13 protein-coding genes and 1 pseudogene are annotated in these 13,748 nt (G+C 57.7%); 6 read left to right on the top strand and 8 right to left on the bottom strand.

Going from position 1 to position 13,748, the window contains the following annotated elements:
- Positions 1 to 118: 118 nt before the first annotated feature.
- From NKJ15_RS30790 to NKJ15_RS30775, 4 genes are all read right to left on the bottom strand, one after another.
- The gene (locus NKJ15_RS30790) at positions 119 to 1,789 is read right to left on the bottom strand and encodes a recombinase family protein (RefSeq protein WP_352819493.1); all 1,671 of its coding nucleotides are present in this window, start codon (positions 1,787 to 1,789) and stop codon (positions 119 to 121) included.
- A 157-nt stretch (positions 1,790 to 1,946) separates the two neighbouring features.
- Entirely contained in the window at positions 1,947 to 2,156 is a 210-nt protein-coding gene (locus NKJ15_RS30785; protein WP_352819491.1) for a hypothetical protein, read from the bottom strand.
- A gap of 210 nt (positions 2,157 to 2,366) precedes the next feature.
- Entirely contained in the window at positions 2,367 to 2,897 is a 531-nt protein-coding gene (locus tag NKJ15_RS30780) for a helix-turn-helix domain-containing protein (protein WP_352819489.1), read from the bottom strand.
- A gap of 93 nt (positions 2,898 to 2,990) precedes the next feature.
- Entirely contained in the window at positions 2,991 to 3,635 is a 645-nt protein-coding gene (locus NKJ15_RS30775; RefSeq protein ID WP_352819487.1) for a hypothetical protein, read from the bottom strand.
- Between NKJ15_RS30775 and NKJ15_RS30770 the strand changes: the two genes are divergently transcribed.
- Positions 3,634 to 4,005 carry a helix-turn-helix domain-containing protein gene (locus NKJ15_RS30770; RefSeq protein ID WP_352819485.1) on the top strand — a complete coding sequence of 124 codons (372 nt, stop codon included), beginning with the start codon at positions 3,634 to 3,636 and terminating at the stop codon, positions 4,003 to 4,005. The genes NKJ15_RS30775 and NKJ15_RS30770 overlap by 2 nt on opposite strands.
- Positions 4,006 to 5,055: 1,050 nt before the next feature.
- Here NKJ15_RS30770 and NKJ15_RS30765 read toward each other — a convergent pair.
- Positions 5,056 to 5,457, bottom strand: coding sequence for a toll/interleukin-1 receptor domain-containing protein (locus tag NKJ15_RS30765; RefSeq protein ID WP_352819483.1), 402 nt, complete (start codon positions 5,455 to 5,457; stop codon positions 5,056 to 5,058).
- Between the two features lie 45 nt (positions 5,458 to 5,502).
- Here NKJ15_RS30765 and NKJ15_RS30760 point away from each other — a divergent pair, with 45 nt between their 5' ends.
- The 4 genes from NKJ15_RS30760 to NKJ15_RS30745 all read left to right on the top strand — a co-directional run bounded on the left by NKJ15_RS30760 (position 5,503) and on the right by NKJ15_RS30745 (position 8,333).
- The gene (locus tag NKJ15_RS30760; protein ID WP_352819481.1) at positions 5,503 to 6,459 is read left to right on the top strand and encodes a toll/interleukin-1 receptor domain-containing protein; all 957 of its coding nucleotides are present in this window, start codon (positions 5,503 to 5,505) and stop codon (positions 6,457 to 6,459) included.
- 243 nt (positions 6,460 to 6,702) lie between these two features.
- Positions 6,703 to 6,921 carry a hypothetical protein gene (locus NKJ15_RS30755; protein ID WP_352819480.1) on the top strand — a complete coding sequence of 73 codons (219 nt, stop codon included), beginning with the start codon at positions 6,703 to 6,705 and terminating at the stop codon, positions 6,919 to 6,921.
- Between the two features lie 279 nt (positions 6,922 to 7,200).
- Entirely contained in the window at positions 7,201 to 7,626 is a 426-nt protein-coding gene (locus NKJ15_RS30750; RefSeq protein ID WP_352819478.1) for a hypothetical protein, read from the top strand.
- Positions 7,623 to 8,333, top strand: a complete 711-nt coding sequence (locus tag NKJ15_RS30745; protein WP_352819476.1) for a hypothetical protein — start codon at positions 7,623 to 7,625, stop codon at positions 8,331 to 8,333. The genes NKJ15_RS30750 and NKJ15_RS30745 overlap by 4 nt, the downstream gene beginning before the upstream one ends.
- Before the next feature lie 374 nt (positions 8,334 to 8,707).
- On the opposite strand, the gene NKJ15_RS30740 is transcribed toward NKJ15_RS30745, so the two are convergent.
- Both NKJ15_RS30740 and NKJ15_RS30735 read right to left on the bottom strand, forming a co-directional pair.
- Positions 8,708 to 9,241: a hypothetical protein gene (locus NKJ15_RS30740; RefSeq protein ID WP_352819475.1), complete on the bottom strand. Its 534-nt coding sequence runs from the start codon at positions 9,239 to 9,241 to the stop codon at positions 8,708 to 8,710.
- A gap of 921 nt (positions 9,242 to 10,162) precedes the next feature.
- A pseudogene (locus NKJ15_RS30735) lies at positions 10,163 to 11,247 on the bottom strand (IS110 family RNA-guided transposase).
- 456 nt (positions 11,248 to 11,703) lie between these two features.
- Between NKJ15_RS30735 and NKJ15_RS30730 the strand changes: the two are divergent.
- Positions 11,704 to 12,867: a hypothetical protein gene (locus NKJ15_RS30730; protein ID WP_352819473.1), complete on the top strand. Its 1,164-nt coding sequence runs from the start codon at positions 11,704 to 11,706 to the stop codon at positions 12,865 to 12,867.
- 573 nt (positions 12,868 to 13,440) lie between these two features.
- Here NKJ15_RS30730 and NKJ15_RS30725 read toward each other — a convergent pair.
- A partial coding sequence (locus NKJ15_RS30725) for a hypothetical protein (RefSeq protein ID WP_352819471.1) occupies positions 13,441 to 13,748 on the bottom strand: 308 nt, incomplete at its 5' end.

Genomic DNA, 13,748 nt, shown 5'->3' with positions numbered 1-13,748 from the left:
AGCCGGAATGAAGGCGCATAGCTGCCAATACGACACGTAGAGTTATACGCCCTTCGTGCTGACGCAGACGACCTACCTGCATAGTCGCGAGCATCAGAAAGTCCAAGCCTCCTGACATCTATCCTAAATCCGAATCTAGTGGCCTAATCTGTCCAATAAGCACACGCAATTCGGGTTGAGGCGCGACCCAGAAAGTTCGAAAAGCTTCCAGGAACCCCAGCCAAATTGGATGCCTCGTCAACGACACATCCCCACGAGCTTGTGCAGCTGCCGGAGACGCGGCCGTTTCCGCAAGTAAATCAAACGGTTGCCTGAAAACGGCGCGGACCTCGCCGCGATTCCATTCGCAGTTCGACAGCACCAGATTCAGGAGTCGTTTTTTCTCATTTGGGGCCTGACGAGTGAACATTTGGCTGGCGTTGCGGGCTAGCTCAAGCAGTTGGATTCCATCGTCCATGTATGATTCCTGCGCCTCGCCATGGCGCTCTATCTCACGCAGCAGACGCGCTTGTTCGACGCGCCATTGCGCCGACATGCGGTCGTAGAAGGCATTGTCGATGCGGCCGTCGAGCTTATCCAGGTACATGGCGTTGAGACGGTCTTCGAGACGCTTGTATTGAGTCTGACACCGCTCAATCGTCTGTGCCTGCTCCCGCCGCTCGTCTGCATGGCTCGCCTTTAGCGCGTCGCGTACCCATTCCAGCACCTCCTCATCGAAATGGAGTTGGTCCAGGAGGCCGGCAAAGGTCGTATCCAGCACCTCCTCGCGAACATATTTGCGGCGACAGTCGGCATAGCCGCCCCGGCCTTTGTCGGCATGTCCCGTGCAGTGGTAGTAGATGTATTTCCCCTTCTTGACCTCCGCCACGACCGCACAGCCGCACTCAGCGCAGGTCATGAGGCCCGAGAAGGCGAACTCATAACCATAGGAATGGATAGGGGTCGCGTGTCGGCCTGCCAGGACGCCCTGGACCCGTTCCCAGAGGTCGATCGATACCAGCGGCTCGTGCTTGCCGTGGTGCAGCCTGCCATTCCATTGAAACAGGCCCGTATAGAGCCGATTGCGCAAAATCGTGTGCACGGTACTGACCGGTACTGGGTTGCCGCTCTTTGGATGGATGAGGCCGTCGCAATGCGCCGCTTTCGTGAGCGCCTTGAGTGAATACAGGCCAGTCGCGTAGCGCTCGAATAGCTTGGTCACAACCGGCGCAACCACCGGGTCCGGCTCGATGACCTTCTTGCCGTCCTTGGCCGGGACATTGAGATAGCCGAGCGGTGCCTTGGACGGCCAGATCCCCTGTTCCGCCTTTTCCATCTGCCCTTTCCGGGCTTCCTCAGAAAGGTTGTCGATGTAGTTTTTGGCCATCAGCACCTTGATGCCATGCATGAACTTTTCCGAGGATCGCGAGTCTCGCGACAACACCACGCCTTCCTTGGCGAGGTGGATCTCGACATCGAGTTCGTCGAGCGTCACCCAATCCTTGAGGTTGCGATAGAGGCGATCGGTTTTCTCGACCAGGATGACGCGTACGCCAGGATGCTTGCGCAGATATTTGACCATCTCGCCGAAGTTAGTCCGTCCGGTGTTCTTGGCGGTCTCGACATCAACATATTCCTCAACAATGCCAAGCTGCCGCTGAAGAGCATATTCTCTCAACAGCTTGCATTGCGCCGGGATCGAAAAGCCTTCTTTCTCCTGCTCTTTCGAGGACACGCGCGCATAAAGCAGCGCTTTCACGAAGCTGCCGGGCTTCGCCGTCGGTGGTGTTCGTTTGTCAATCGGCTTCATCTCCGCTCCTTCGCGGTCAGGAAACGGCGCATGTGATTAACATGTCGACGGTCAGGACTGGCACAACGTGCGAATCTGCAGTCGGCCGAACCGTTTTTCCTCGTGTCACCTGAGCCGGCCAAGCGCCATAGCGATATCACGTGCGGGTCGGTTCGACTCAATCCATCTTGTGCCATTCGGCAAGGACGCGAAAGAACCCGCTGACGTTTTCCACGATCTGGCGAGCTTCTTCCTTTGATAACAAACGACCGGTGCGTGCCTCGAAGAGTTGAACCGTTCGTTCCAGCAAGGCGTCGTCGACAGCGCGCGGCCGAGAATATGGGACGGCCTCGATCTGCCGACTGGCATCTCTGCGTGTTGCTTTCATCGCACTTGCCCTGTTTCGAGCGCGCGATTGCGCGGTCAGAGCAAGGATCGTTGAAGTCTGCGTAATCTCGCATGCCCGTTATGTACGCTCCCATTGCCTTTTCTACTCCGCTTCGCATCCGGTAGTCATTCCGGGGTTTTGGAACTCCCGGCGCCGGTCAATCAATGAGGAGCGTGATGAAAGGAGCGCTCGCGACCCGTCGACAAGGAATCACCTAACTAATCTGTCCTGGACCGACATGGGGTCGGCGAACGTTCCGCTTTCCTGCTTTGGGTCGACGACCGCCAGTTCCTCCCCCAATGCGGAGATCAAAGCCGACACACGGCCGCGCACCCGTGGATGAAGTTGCACCAGCCCTTCAATCAGGCGTCGGCCTTCCGCGCTGGCAATAAAATTGATGCGCTCGTCGACCGGTAGCGTGGGAACGTCACGGTCAGTCTCATTGCCCGGCAGGCCCCCGAAAAAACGGCTAACTGGGACGGCCAGTGAACTAGCGATCTCGTAGAGCATGGAGGCACTAACGCGGTTTTTCGCGTTCTCATATTTTTGAAGCTGCTGGAAACTGATGCCTATGGATCGGGCAAGCTGGGGCTGCGATACGTCCGACTGCACGCGAACCGCAGCGATCTGCCTGCCGACATGTTGATCAGCAGGGTGCGGGCCACTCTCGATTCCATGGTTTGCCGGTGCGTTGAAGAGGCTGCGCCGTCCTGGCTCTGCAAATGCCTTTCGGAACTGCATCAGTCGCTCCATGTGAAGAGAGTTTGTCTTGGCAAGCCCGCGAAAATCACCAACCGACGAATGATCGCGGTTCCGACACCGTATTGCCTAAGTTCAGCTCGAGACTTTCTGCTCTCTAATCCGAGCTATATCGTCTAAGGCCGAGCGGATTTGTGGCCACGGGGGTTCACTGTCGTGTAGCGAATACTCCCCTTCCCTAAGCACTGCATCCAGCTTAGCGGCTACACCAGCAAGCGACGTAGCAGGTACTTGGGAAAAGGCTTCCAGCAATTCCCGCGCCTTCTCGGCAGCTTCACGCTCCGCAAGCAAGCCCGCTGAGTAACCAATCGCTCTATCGGCAGCATCCCAGCGCGCCTGATGGGCTAGGATTTCGGCTTCAGCCTGAGCACGGGCTACTGTGTTCGCCGGTCGAACACTCAGCAATTCTTGGAGGGCTCCAAGAGAGTGAACGGTCGCGCTCTCGCCGTCGGACAACTTCACTGTAGTGCAAGGGAAGCCAACGGTATCGATAAGTACCCTCTCCAGCCGCTGCTGCTGATTGCAAAGCCGTTCAGCCTCTTCCCAAGCCGGCTGCCACCGTCTCCACGCCGCCACCGCAGGATCAATGGCGTCATCACCCTCCAAGTCGCTGCGAGCAAACGATGTAGCCTGTGTCGCCGCCATTGCGATTGCTGTTCCCGCAAGCACCTTCCTGCGCGTGACGAAAGGCAAAGTCGTGTTATTGTCGGAATCAGCCATGATCCGAGCTCCCAGAAGCTTAGGCGTGGTCAGGCCGCACCGGTGTTACGAGCACCTGTGCGGCCGTGTGCTGTCATCATCAATGTCACTTTTTGTGACTTTTAGCAAGTTGAATGTCATGAAAAAGGACATACTGCCCCAGCAGATTCGCGCAGCACGAGCATTGATCGATTGGACAAGAGACGACTTGGCAAACGCATCCGGGTTGACAGTTCGGACGCTTGCCAGAATTGAGAGTTCTCAAACTGTCCCTAGACAAACAACGCTTGAGGCGTTGGCCAAGGCACTTGAGGCTGCAGGGATCGAATTCATTTCACAGAATGGAGGGGGACCCGGCGTTCGGCTTGCCCGTCGAGTGGATGGGAAATGACCAGAACCCGGGAGTACGTCTCCCAGATTTCCGCTGCCTGACTGCTGCGGAGCCGGTGCAAGTTGACCAGACGTCGCGCCACCTCTTGGGCGTAACGTCTGCTCCAATCCACGGTGACCGTACACCGCGTGCGCCTTCGCCAGTGTGATTTTCGATCCCGACACGCCGCTGTCGAAATGTTTGTATGCAAACCACTTTTATCGAGATTCCCAACAGCTCGGACAACGCAAATGGGCAACTTTAACGAGCTTTTTCGGGAGACGAGGAAACCCGGCTCACGTTGCCATTGCGAGATATTTGCCAGGAATGCCCGCACATCGCATCGATAGCCGGCCATATTCTGGTGAATAAACCTAGGCAGTGCGAGCCGCGTAAAAACGGTCAATGAGGACGCCGCCGAGGCCAGTTTCAACCCTTGCAAAGGGTTGGGGGCAGGCACTCGCGCGTAGCAGCCCGAACCTGCTCCAACCCAGATTGGAGCTATTTATTGCCTCTCCACACTGCTGCCTCGGCCACGTTGGTCGTGGTAATTTCCTATTGGATGATCCGCTATCCGCCTTCGAACCCTAGACTCTTTTTTGCCCTCGGGACTGCGCTGACATGGCTTGCTCGCGCCGCCAACGGTCCTTGTCGTATTTCTTGGCGCGCCGGTCATATTGTTCCTTAAGCGATGCGATCGCTTCTTCTTCCGTTCGCCCAGCGCTCGGATTCAACCAGAAGCGTGGCACCGCACCTGGGCGACGAGGGCCGACCTGACGTTGGCGTTGCGGTACGTTTGAATGGGAACGGCATCGAACTTTGGAAACGAAGGACTTGAGGGGCACGGGTCAGTTATATCGCTCCCTATCTGACGTCGTCCGCATTCAAAGCTTCGTAGATTACCGGAATCATCATCCGTTATCGGCACCTCCATGCTTTCTGTTAAAGGGCGCCACAGTCCCGCAACTCGTCGCATGTTCTCAAGCTCCGCCTCTATATTGCGAAGTGCCGTCCCGTCCATTCGTGCGATCAAAGCCGCGCGATCTGTACCTGCATAGAGGTCCGGCCGAACTACCTGAAGAATCTGCATCGCGATATCTTTTGGGGAGGAATATGCGGTGTTGACGGCGAGCTTGTCTGCCGCGTGGGACTGCGGTTCAAAACGTCATCACGGGTCACATGATGCCAGATAGGGAGAATGACCTTGCGTGCCCCGATCTCCCGTGTGACCAGCCCGGCAAGCTCATACGCCGGCCAAGGCTTCGACAGGAACGCGGGGCTGATGACGACGATGCCATATTCGCTTTGCACCAAGCCTAGATCGATGCTTTGCGAAAGAGAGTCGCCCAACTTCAAGGTGAATTTGTCGTACCAAACTTGAAGCCCCAGGCTTCTTAAGGCGATTACTAGCGGTTCAACGAACGCCTCTTTATCTTCCGACGCATGTGAAATGAACACATCCCATTGCTTCATTTGAAGAACCAATCGTGTAAGAGTGCCAAACGGATGGGGGCCGACATGTCTAAAATATATGTTTCTTACACTACGCCGGATGATGAGTTTGCCCAAGGGCTGATGATGGCGCTTCGTGCCGAAGGTCATCAGATAACGGTTGAAGGAACGAAGCTTACTGCCGGCATCAACTGGAGAGCCGAACTCAACGAGGGACTAAAGGCCGCCGAGGTGTTCATCATCCTCATTTCGCGGAGCACGATGCACTCACAATACCCGATGATGGAGCTAGGCACCGCCCGCGCTTACGCTGAAACGTCGGGCAAAATGCTGATTCTCCCAATCGTGCTGGGCGACCTGGCGCTTCCGACGATTGTTCAGGACATACAGGTCATTTTCGCTCGCGAGCAAGAGCCGCAGCAATTGCTGCCACAAATCGAGCAGGCCATCTCGGCGTTCGAGGGCCGGAGAGCCGCGCAAGAAGTCGAATTGAAGGAAATTCAGCAGGCGGTTCAGGTCAACTTGGCGGACTTTGTTGATGATGCCATCAAAACGCAACAGGACTACGAGAAGACGCACAAGAACTCCGCCCAAAACTGGTATATGATAGGATATGGAAGCCTGGTTCTTGGACTGGCGACGACTGCCTACCTAGCGTACTCAGTTATCAATACGCAAACCGCCTCGCCGGACTATCCACGTGCCATCTCCGTCTCTCTACTCAACGTCATCGCAATCGCCATTCTAGCGGCGCTAGCTAGATATGCATATTCGCTTGGCAAATCGTATATGAGCGAATCCCTTAAGTCGTCAGACCGAATTCATGCGATTCAATTCGGGCGGTTCTTCTTGCGTGCTTATGGGAACAAGGCCACCACCGTCGAAATCCGAGAAGTGTTCCAGCACTGGAATATCGATCGGACGTCCACCTTTTCCTCACTGGACTCTTCACAGATTGACCCGCAGATCGTGAATATGGTCGTGCAGATCGTGGCCGCTATAAGGGGGAAGAAGGACAGCTAGTGCGGCCTTAATCCTTGCCAGCCAACTCCGGTCGGCTGCGCCGCGAGGGCGCCCAACGGACTATTCCCCTGAACTGGCCGAAGCCATCTGCCTAGAAATCATAAAAGGGGCTTCCGTGCGCAAGATTGGCGCCATGGAGGAGATGCTTTGCGAAGATACAGTCTACGCCTTGGCTGTCGAAATACCCTGAATTTTCCGACAAGGGCTGTGCAGCGCCGGACCAATAAGTACATGGATGGGTGCATGGATCTCGCCGACATGATGCCGGACGGGATCATGTTCATCGCCGGCAACGGCAACCTCTACACCCGCGACGAAGTCTTGACCCTGACCGAGCGGGAACGCGCTGAAGCTGGCCTTTTGCCCATCGGCTTCTCGAACGGGTTGATTGCCACGCGGAAGCTGCAGATTGAGACGCGCATGAAGGCTGCCTCGTATACATCCGCGGACGTATGGGGATAAGACCACGCTGGCAGGTGAGGTTCCAGCCGGGCTTCGTCGATGGCGTGTTCACCCAGGTCATCATTTACGGCAACTGATGCGGCTTATACCCGCCACCCTCGGCATGCTGGCCTTCACAGGTCTGGTGGAGAACAGAGAGGCACAAGAGTTCCTGACACTGTAGGGCGGTGGTTTATACGCAGTGCTGGATGACGGTAAAACCGACTTGTGTGATAGTAGTCCGCCTCCAGCAACTTGCTGCGCTTTGGGGAGCTAATGCCAAACCGACAAATATCGAGCATGACTGAAAGACTTCCGTATTCACTGCGGGAGGGCGTCAATGGCTACGTCGATGCCGTTGCTGCGGTCGTTCCTGATATTGCGAGAGACGCCCGCGTCGAAATTAGCGGCGACAGACTTGACCAATTTCTGCTCATCGTCGCCATCCGTAGAATCTGGTCGAACGTAAACAGCCAATACTGGATCATGAATGACTGCATCAACGCGGCAACGCGCACACCCGATGGTCTAGACGGGGCTCCCCAAACGCGTGGATTCCGTATAGGTCGAGATGAAATAAGCCAGGACTCCTCGGCATTTGTAGAGGGGAGAAACCTCCGTCAGGAACTCTACAAGCTCATCGCTCTGCTCGATATCGCCGACCTCGTTGCGGAAACCACCAGTTTGAGTGATGTGGCGGCCAGAATGTTTGCGAGGCAAGATTGAACGTCTCACAGATCGAGAAAGAGCTTAAAGCGTTCATCAACAAGCATTCGGTTCAATTCCAGCATCTGGCTGTCAGGGAGACGGCGCTTCTTGAACTGGGCGCCCTTACCATGGCGACCGAGCATTACCGGTTGGCTGGGTACACCGTTACGGTTGAGAACGCTATCAACGGACTGTTCGCCGCCAAGCTGTCGTCTCGCGGTTATCCGTACAATTTCTCATGGTTCAGGTGCGTAAAGGGTGCGGAGCTATACGAGATACACTCCAACCTGTCGGTAATGGGTGGCCATAAAGATGAGGCGGTCTACGTCGTCGACGTGGCCGTGGTTACAGGTGATGACCAGGTGCCGAAATCCAAACCGAAGCAAAAATGGGTAGCGCTTGATAACAAGGCACTGGCGACGTTCGCGGAAGTCAAGAAGCTTGTCGTGTACCCGATGCTGCTCGCCCAGTTCATCGGGATTGTGCACGAAATCTCTCCTGCAAGGCTGAAAAAGCTGAAGGCCGGCCTGCCCCCTGACGATCACTTCCCGCCCTCGCTGATAACACTGGGATATCTGACCGCGACCTCAAGTAAGGCGTTAAAGGGCTTCGCAAAGCGGAAATTCAGGGTCTGCATCGTCCATAACTTCGATATGTACCTCTCGCAGATGAGAAGAGGCGAGGCGAAGAAATCGCCCTTCATCATGTTGCAGAGCATCATCTAACAAAAAGCCGCTTCAAGGCGGGTTCGTGGCAGGTCGGGCGTGAGGAGGAGCGGTCGCGGGGAGCACATCGCGCTCTGCCATCTGCCTCTGATTTTTGGATACTGTGAGCTGGTCCATAAGCCATCGACGCGCTCCATGAAGACCGTTGCGCCGTTGGGCTATTCCTTCCCAGTGGCATGAGGGGAACACCAAAACAATGCCGCATCCCAAAGGACGCGGCATTTTTCGTGACCCCAGTCTCAGCGTAAAAGTCCCATTTCACACTCTCGGACAATTCGAAGCAATTCTGCGTCTCTTCTGCACAACAGTCCGCAATGACCGACATGAGGCGCATACCGGACATTCATTACCTGACCATCCGCGCGCCGGTCGTATCATCCCTTCCACATGGTGGATCGGAGAACGGCCTGCATATGCTCTTCGAGGTCGAGTTCGCCGCGCGCCTCGATCTCTAAAAGATATCGGGCCTTGGCCAGGCGATCCCCTTCCCCAACGGCCGGATAGCCGCAGATGGCGAGCAGCGCCCTTTCCTCTTGCCGGCTGGCTCTGACGGGGTCGCCGCTGCCATCGCCTAACTCGTGCAAAGCTTTGCCGAACGCAGCATAGGCTGCCTTGTGCGCCTCAATCAGCGCTCGAAGACTAGTGGACAGTTCTTGTTTTCGGCTCGGCGGCTCTGCACCGAGCGCCGTTGCCGCCATCGACGAGGCGACGACTGCGCTGCCGGAGTGGAGGAGCAAGGCGCGGCGGTTGATCCTGGACATGGCAACCTCTCCCATTTTGCTTTGATGGCGATCACGCCGGCGTAAAACCATCAAACCGTAACACGACGGTTTGCGTATTCGTGTCAGGATGGCCAGATCTCTGGCCGTCGAGAGCCCGTGTGGCTGGGCGATGGACAGCGCCTGCATCTCGGATAGGATGCCGTGTCCGACGAACCCTCCGACGGAAGCTTGGATTAGAGGGCGGACGTGTCGCGCCTAGCTCGCTTCCACTGGGCGTGAATCCTATGCATCCGCAGTGCGGAGGATGGCGCCAGCCGACAAGCCTGCGCTCGGCCGCCATCCTACGGCCGGCGCTGGCGACGTCGGCTCCACGGGCCGAAGTGACGCCCTCTGCTGCAGCGAGCCGATCGCCGATCGCGGGTCACCTCAGGCTAGGTCGGCGAGGTGCTAACGTAGTCTACCCAACAGCTCGTTATCTAACGACGAGCGGCCACCTCAAAAACAATCTCTGACCACGCCCTCCTTTCCCCGGCCCAGCCCCCGCAAAGGCAAGCCGGACGGCCACACATCGCACTAAGCTACGGACGAAGAATGAAAATCGACGATATTGGGGGGTGCAGGGATAACCCGCACCTCGCGGAAATCCTGCATAACCTCTTGAAACAACACGACCGATCGACGCCGCACCTCGCGGCCTTTTATCTCGCCATCTTAATCGGCTGTGTTTGGCGATACTTTGTAGACATCGTCGTTCCTCCTTCAGGATGCGATAATACACGAATCGATTCTCTGCGCTACGGTTCCGCTTTTGAACGTCGAGTTCCGATGCGCCGTGCAATCTTTCGCGCTCTGCGACGGTGTGGTTCGGATGCATGGTTGCAGCGCTCGAACCGTCGTGGCGCACTTTTCCATCGGACTGACGGAGCATCGTCACAGGCAAGCGAGCGCGGTCCGACCGTCTCATCGTCGGCGCGGCCGCAGGCAAGATGACGTGCGTTCCGTCGTTCCTGGTCTGCATCGGTTCTCATCCGCCGGCGCGGATCTCCTTGTGTCAGATGGCGTCCGTCAGCGTGCGGGCGCCATGCGTTTCAACCGCCGTCGCGCCGCTCATCGATGCGCTCCGAGCAGGCGTCGATCCTTGATGTGGGCGCGTTGCGCGGCGTCGGTGTCACTCATGGCCGCGTCGCCGGCATAGAACGTTCCATCGCTCCACATCGCGTGCATGATCACCGCCAGCTTGCGCGCCACAGCGACACAGGCCTTGCGGTGGCGGGAGCGTTTGGCGATCTCCCGGCCCCAGCTCTTGACCTTGTCCCTGCCCTTGAAGCGCGTCATCAGTCCCGACGCCGCCTCGTAGAGCGCGCGCCGCACGTCGCATCGCCAGCCTTCGAGATGCGGCCCTGAACGTCGATCGAGGAGCCCGACTGCCAGCGCCGCGAGGTCAGCCCGAAATAGGCCGCGACGTCGCGTGAGCGGCGGAAGCGTGTGGGATCGTCGATCGCCGTCATGAACGAGAGCGCCGTCACCGGGCCGACGCCGGGGATCGCCATGAAGCGTCGACACAGCTCGCTGCGCGCCACCATTTTCACGACGAGATCGTGCAGCCGGCAGTACTGTTTCCACAGCGCCGCGCGCGCCGACAGCATGGCGTCCATCAGTTCGGCCGACAGCGGATCGTCGGCCACAGCCTGGCGAACCGCCTGCTCGAAAGCGCCGCGTCCGACCTTGCCCAGGCGGATGCCGAATGACTTCAGCGAGTGCCGGATGGCGTTCTCCAGGTCGAGAAACTCGGCCTTCAGATTGCGCCGGTGGGTCAGCAGAAGCTTCGTCCGGTAGCACCTCTCCGACTTGATGTAGGCTTGACGGAACCAGCCGGTGCGCATGATGTGGGCGATGCCGAGCGCATCGGCCTTGTCGGTCTTGTTGCGCTGCGCCGACAGCGCGGCGCGCACGTGCTGCGTCTCCAGGCAGATCGCCGGCAGGCCAAGTTTCTTGAGTTGCGGATGCAGCCACGGCGAGAGCGATCCCGCGTCGTGGCCGACGCGCCGCAGTCGCGCCAGAAACGACTTCAGCACCGCAAACAGCGCCTCCGGATCGGTCATCACCGCCACCTGCAGATGCACCGCCTGATCGTCCACGACGCAAACCGCGGTCTCGTCCATCGCCACGTCCAGTCCACAAAAGAATTCCATCGTTCGCCTCCTGCGCTGTTTGACAGACGCAGAATGTGCCGCCGAACTACCGGCCGTCGCCAGCGGCGCCGCAGCTGACACACAGCTTTGCTGCCCCTCCGGGCGCCCGCCTCGATTACGGGCGGCAATCGGTCTTCGGTCGTTTTTCGCAGCCCTCGCTCGATAACACCAAACCTCGGTCTGCCACGCGGCAATGTCCGGCTGCCCGCTGTTGCGCGAGGAACAACGAAAGGAAGCAGATCGCTTCTCGAGCGTCCCGCTGATGCTCACCGAGAGCGCTGCTTCATCTCCGGCCGATCTGCAGTCGCCTTGATTATGTAGGCGCAGCCCTGGCATGATCGAGGGCACGTTAGAATTCCCAGATTTGACCTTAGATGGCACTTGGCAGGGCTGTCATATCGACACTGCGAAGACGTGCCAAAAGCAGCCTAGCTGAACAAATGGAGGTAAAGCGCCGTGTGGCAGAATGACATTCTTGTGTTGCCTGACGATCTGATTGCGTTCGCTTGGTCTGCACCTATGCGGGACTTGGCGGCGAAGCTCAAGCTGTCCGACGTCGGGCTGAAGAAGCTGCTGACGCGATGTGGAGTTGCGTCGCCGCCGCAAGGATATTGGAACAAAATCCGTGCCGGAAAGAGGGTGCCAGCACTACCCAAGGCGCCACCACGGCGCCCCGGTGAAATGGGCCGAGCAAGTGTCGACGCCCGCTTCAAAAAGGTGCTGTCGATTGCAGCCCCTCTTGCATCCAATGGGCCATTTGCATCCGCTCTGGTTCCAGAAGACCTCGACGAACTCCAAGCACAAGAGTTGAAGGCGATTGGCAAAGTTTCCGTCCCACAGTCGTTGGACAGGCCTCACAAAGGGCTCGTTCAACTGCTCAAGCAGGAGCAGCGTCGCCGCGACAAAAATGCAGAACGCGAGTGGACCTTTGACGAACCCAAGTTCGACAATCCACTGGGCAAGCGGCGGCTGAAAATCTTCAATGCTCTGTTTTTGGCACTCAGCAAGCGTGGCCATGACGGTGATGCCTACGAGCGCGATGGAGAAATTCACGCGCGAGCAGCCATCGGCGTTTCCTATCTTGGTTTGGACATTGGAATAGTCGGCAGCCACCGCACCGTGCGTCAGCATGGGTACCAGCGGCCGGCGCCAGACCTGCCAGCATCAACCCCGCTTGCCCTGCGGATCGATCCGGGTTTCGACCGCAAGAATACAGTTTCTTGGCAGGATGACGGTGACGCCAAGCTTGAGTCAAAGATCGCTGAGATCGCGGCTGCAATCATCGTGGCTGGCGAGAAAAAGTTTCGACTTAGCCTGCGGGAAGCCGAGGAGCGTGCAGAGCGGGAGCGGATTGAAAAGGAGAAGCAGCGCCAGGAACGGCTGGTTCAACTTAACCAAAAGCGGCTGCAAAACCTGCGGAACAGCGGAGAGCTGCTACGTCAAGCTGAAGACATTCGCGCGCTTGTTGAGCGCGTCTGTCGCGCGATCGATGAAGGTTCGGCTGATAACGATGCCTCGGCACTGGAAGCATGGCAACGTTGGGCACTCGCAGAAGCAGACAGGATCGATCCAGTGCGGTCTGGTCAAATTTTAACGCATCTCAACGAGCCGTCGCTATAGTAAATCGGCGACGCCTTTCTGCCCGGCTGTTGGCGAACATCGCAGGTAGCGATATGGAATAGCGAAGTGAAGAGACGCGCGACGCCATGGATCTTACTCTACGAAGTTTGCACCGTAGCATTTTCAGATCGCGCAAATGACGATCGAAGAACGCAAAAATCCCGGTGAGCTTGCATCCGCGCAGCAGCTTCACGAACCGGCGGAAGAACACCCCAAGGCGGCAAACTTGCTCCCTACAACATGGCCGACTTGGCAAACCTTTGACACGCGCGCCGTTCAGATTGTCGGCAATCCATGCGATCGAACTTTATCTGACCGCGCTTTTGCTCCACTGTGGGCACAATCCCAATCAGATCCGCAAAATGCAGCACGACCTATCAGCGCGAACAGAACACGCGCTGGAAGCCAGCCTGCGCCTTCGCGCGAAAACGTCCGCGCATCTTCAGTCCCTAAGCCGTAACCGGAAATGTCTCGTCACCCGTTTCGGCCCGAAACTGGCCGCAAACGTCACGATATTGATGCGCTGCCCCTAAGCACGCCGCAGCAATCAGACGTACCTGCAGGCGACGAGGTTCAAGACCGGGATTTGGCGGCCTCTCTGTCCGCTTCGGTTGAGACAGACTGGTTCGGAAGCCAGTATTTTGTTCTTTTTCTTATGCGCAGCAGCGGCCATGTGCAGGACCCGAGCCGCCGGGGGCGGTCTATCTGTTTTCGCCGGACCGAAAGGCCGGGCGCCCGGCATCGCATCTTCAGCACTTCCAGGGCGTTCTGCATGTCGGTAAGCGGGTAGCTGATGCCGTTCAGCGATGGTAGTTCCAAGGCATGAGCGCCTCGATAGCGCTGTTTGGCCAGCCATTGGCGATGCGCTCGAGGGTCTGGGT

Source organism: Mesorhizobium sp. M0207 (assembly GCF_040321995.1).
Classification (GTDB): domain Bacteria; phylum Pseudomonadota; class Alphaproteobacteria; order Rhizobiales; family Rhizobiaceae; genus Mesorhizobium.
Note: the sequence above shows the minus strand (reverse complement) of the source record. Positions and strands in the feature narration are given on the sequence as shown.

Bases quoted from the DNA above. Each gene is read 5' to 3' on its own strand.
- NKJ15_RS30780 (WP_352819489.1), bottom strand. From the start codon at position 2,897: ATGCAGTTCCGAAAGGCATTTGCAGAGCCAGGACGGCGCAGCCTCTTC.
- NKJ15_RS30750 (WP_352819478.1), top strand. From the start codon at position 7,201: ATGACTGAAAGACTTCCGTATTCACTGCGGGAGGGCGTCAATGGCTAC.
- NKJ15_RS30765 (WP_352819483.1), bottom strand. From the start codon at position 5,457: ATGAAGCAATGGGATGTGTTCATTTCACATGCGTCGGAAGATAAAGAG.
- NKJ15_RS30755 (WP_352819480.1), top strand. From the start codon at position 6,703: ATGGATCTCGCCGACATGATGCCGGACGGGATCATGTTCATCGCCGGC.
- NKJ15_RS30770 (WP_352819485.1), top strand. From the start codon at position 3,634: ATGATCCGAGCTCCCAGAAGCTTAGGCGTGGTCAGGCCGCACCGGTGT.
- NKJ15_RS30785 (WP_352819491.1), bottom strand. From the start codon at position 2,156: ATGAAAGCAACACGCAGAGATGCCAGTCGGCAGATCGAGGCCGTCCCA.
- NKJ15_RS30740 (WP_352819475.1), bottom strand. From the start codon at position 9,241: ATGCAGGCGCTGTCCATCGCCCAGCCACACGGGCTCTCGACGGCCAGA.
- NKJ15_RS30790 (WP_352819493.1), bottom strand. From the start codon at position 1,789: ATGAAGCCGATTGACAAACGAACACCACCGACGGCGAAGCCCGGCAGC.
- NKJ15_RS30775 (WP_352819487.1), bottom strand. From the start codon at position 3,635: ATGGCTGATTCCGACAATAACACGACTTTGCCTTTCGTCACGCGCAGG.
- NKJ15_RS30760 (WP_352819481.1), top strand. From the start codon at position 5,503: ATGTCTAAAATATATGTTTCTTACACTACGCCGGATGATGAGTTTGCC.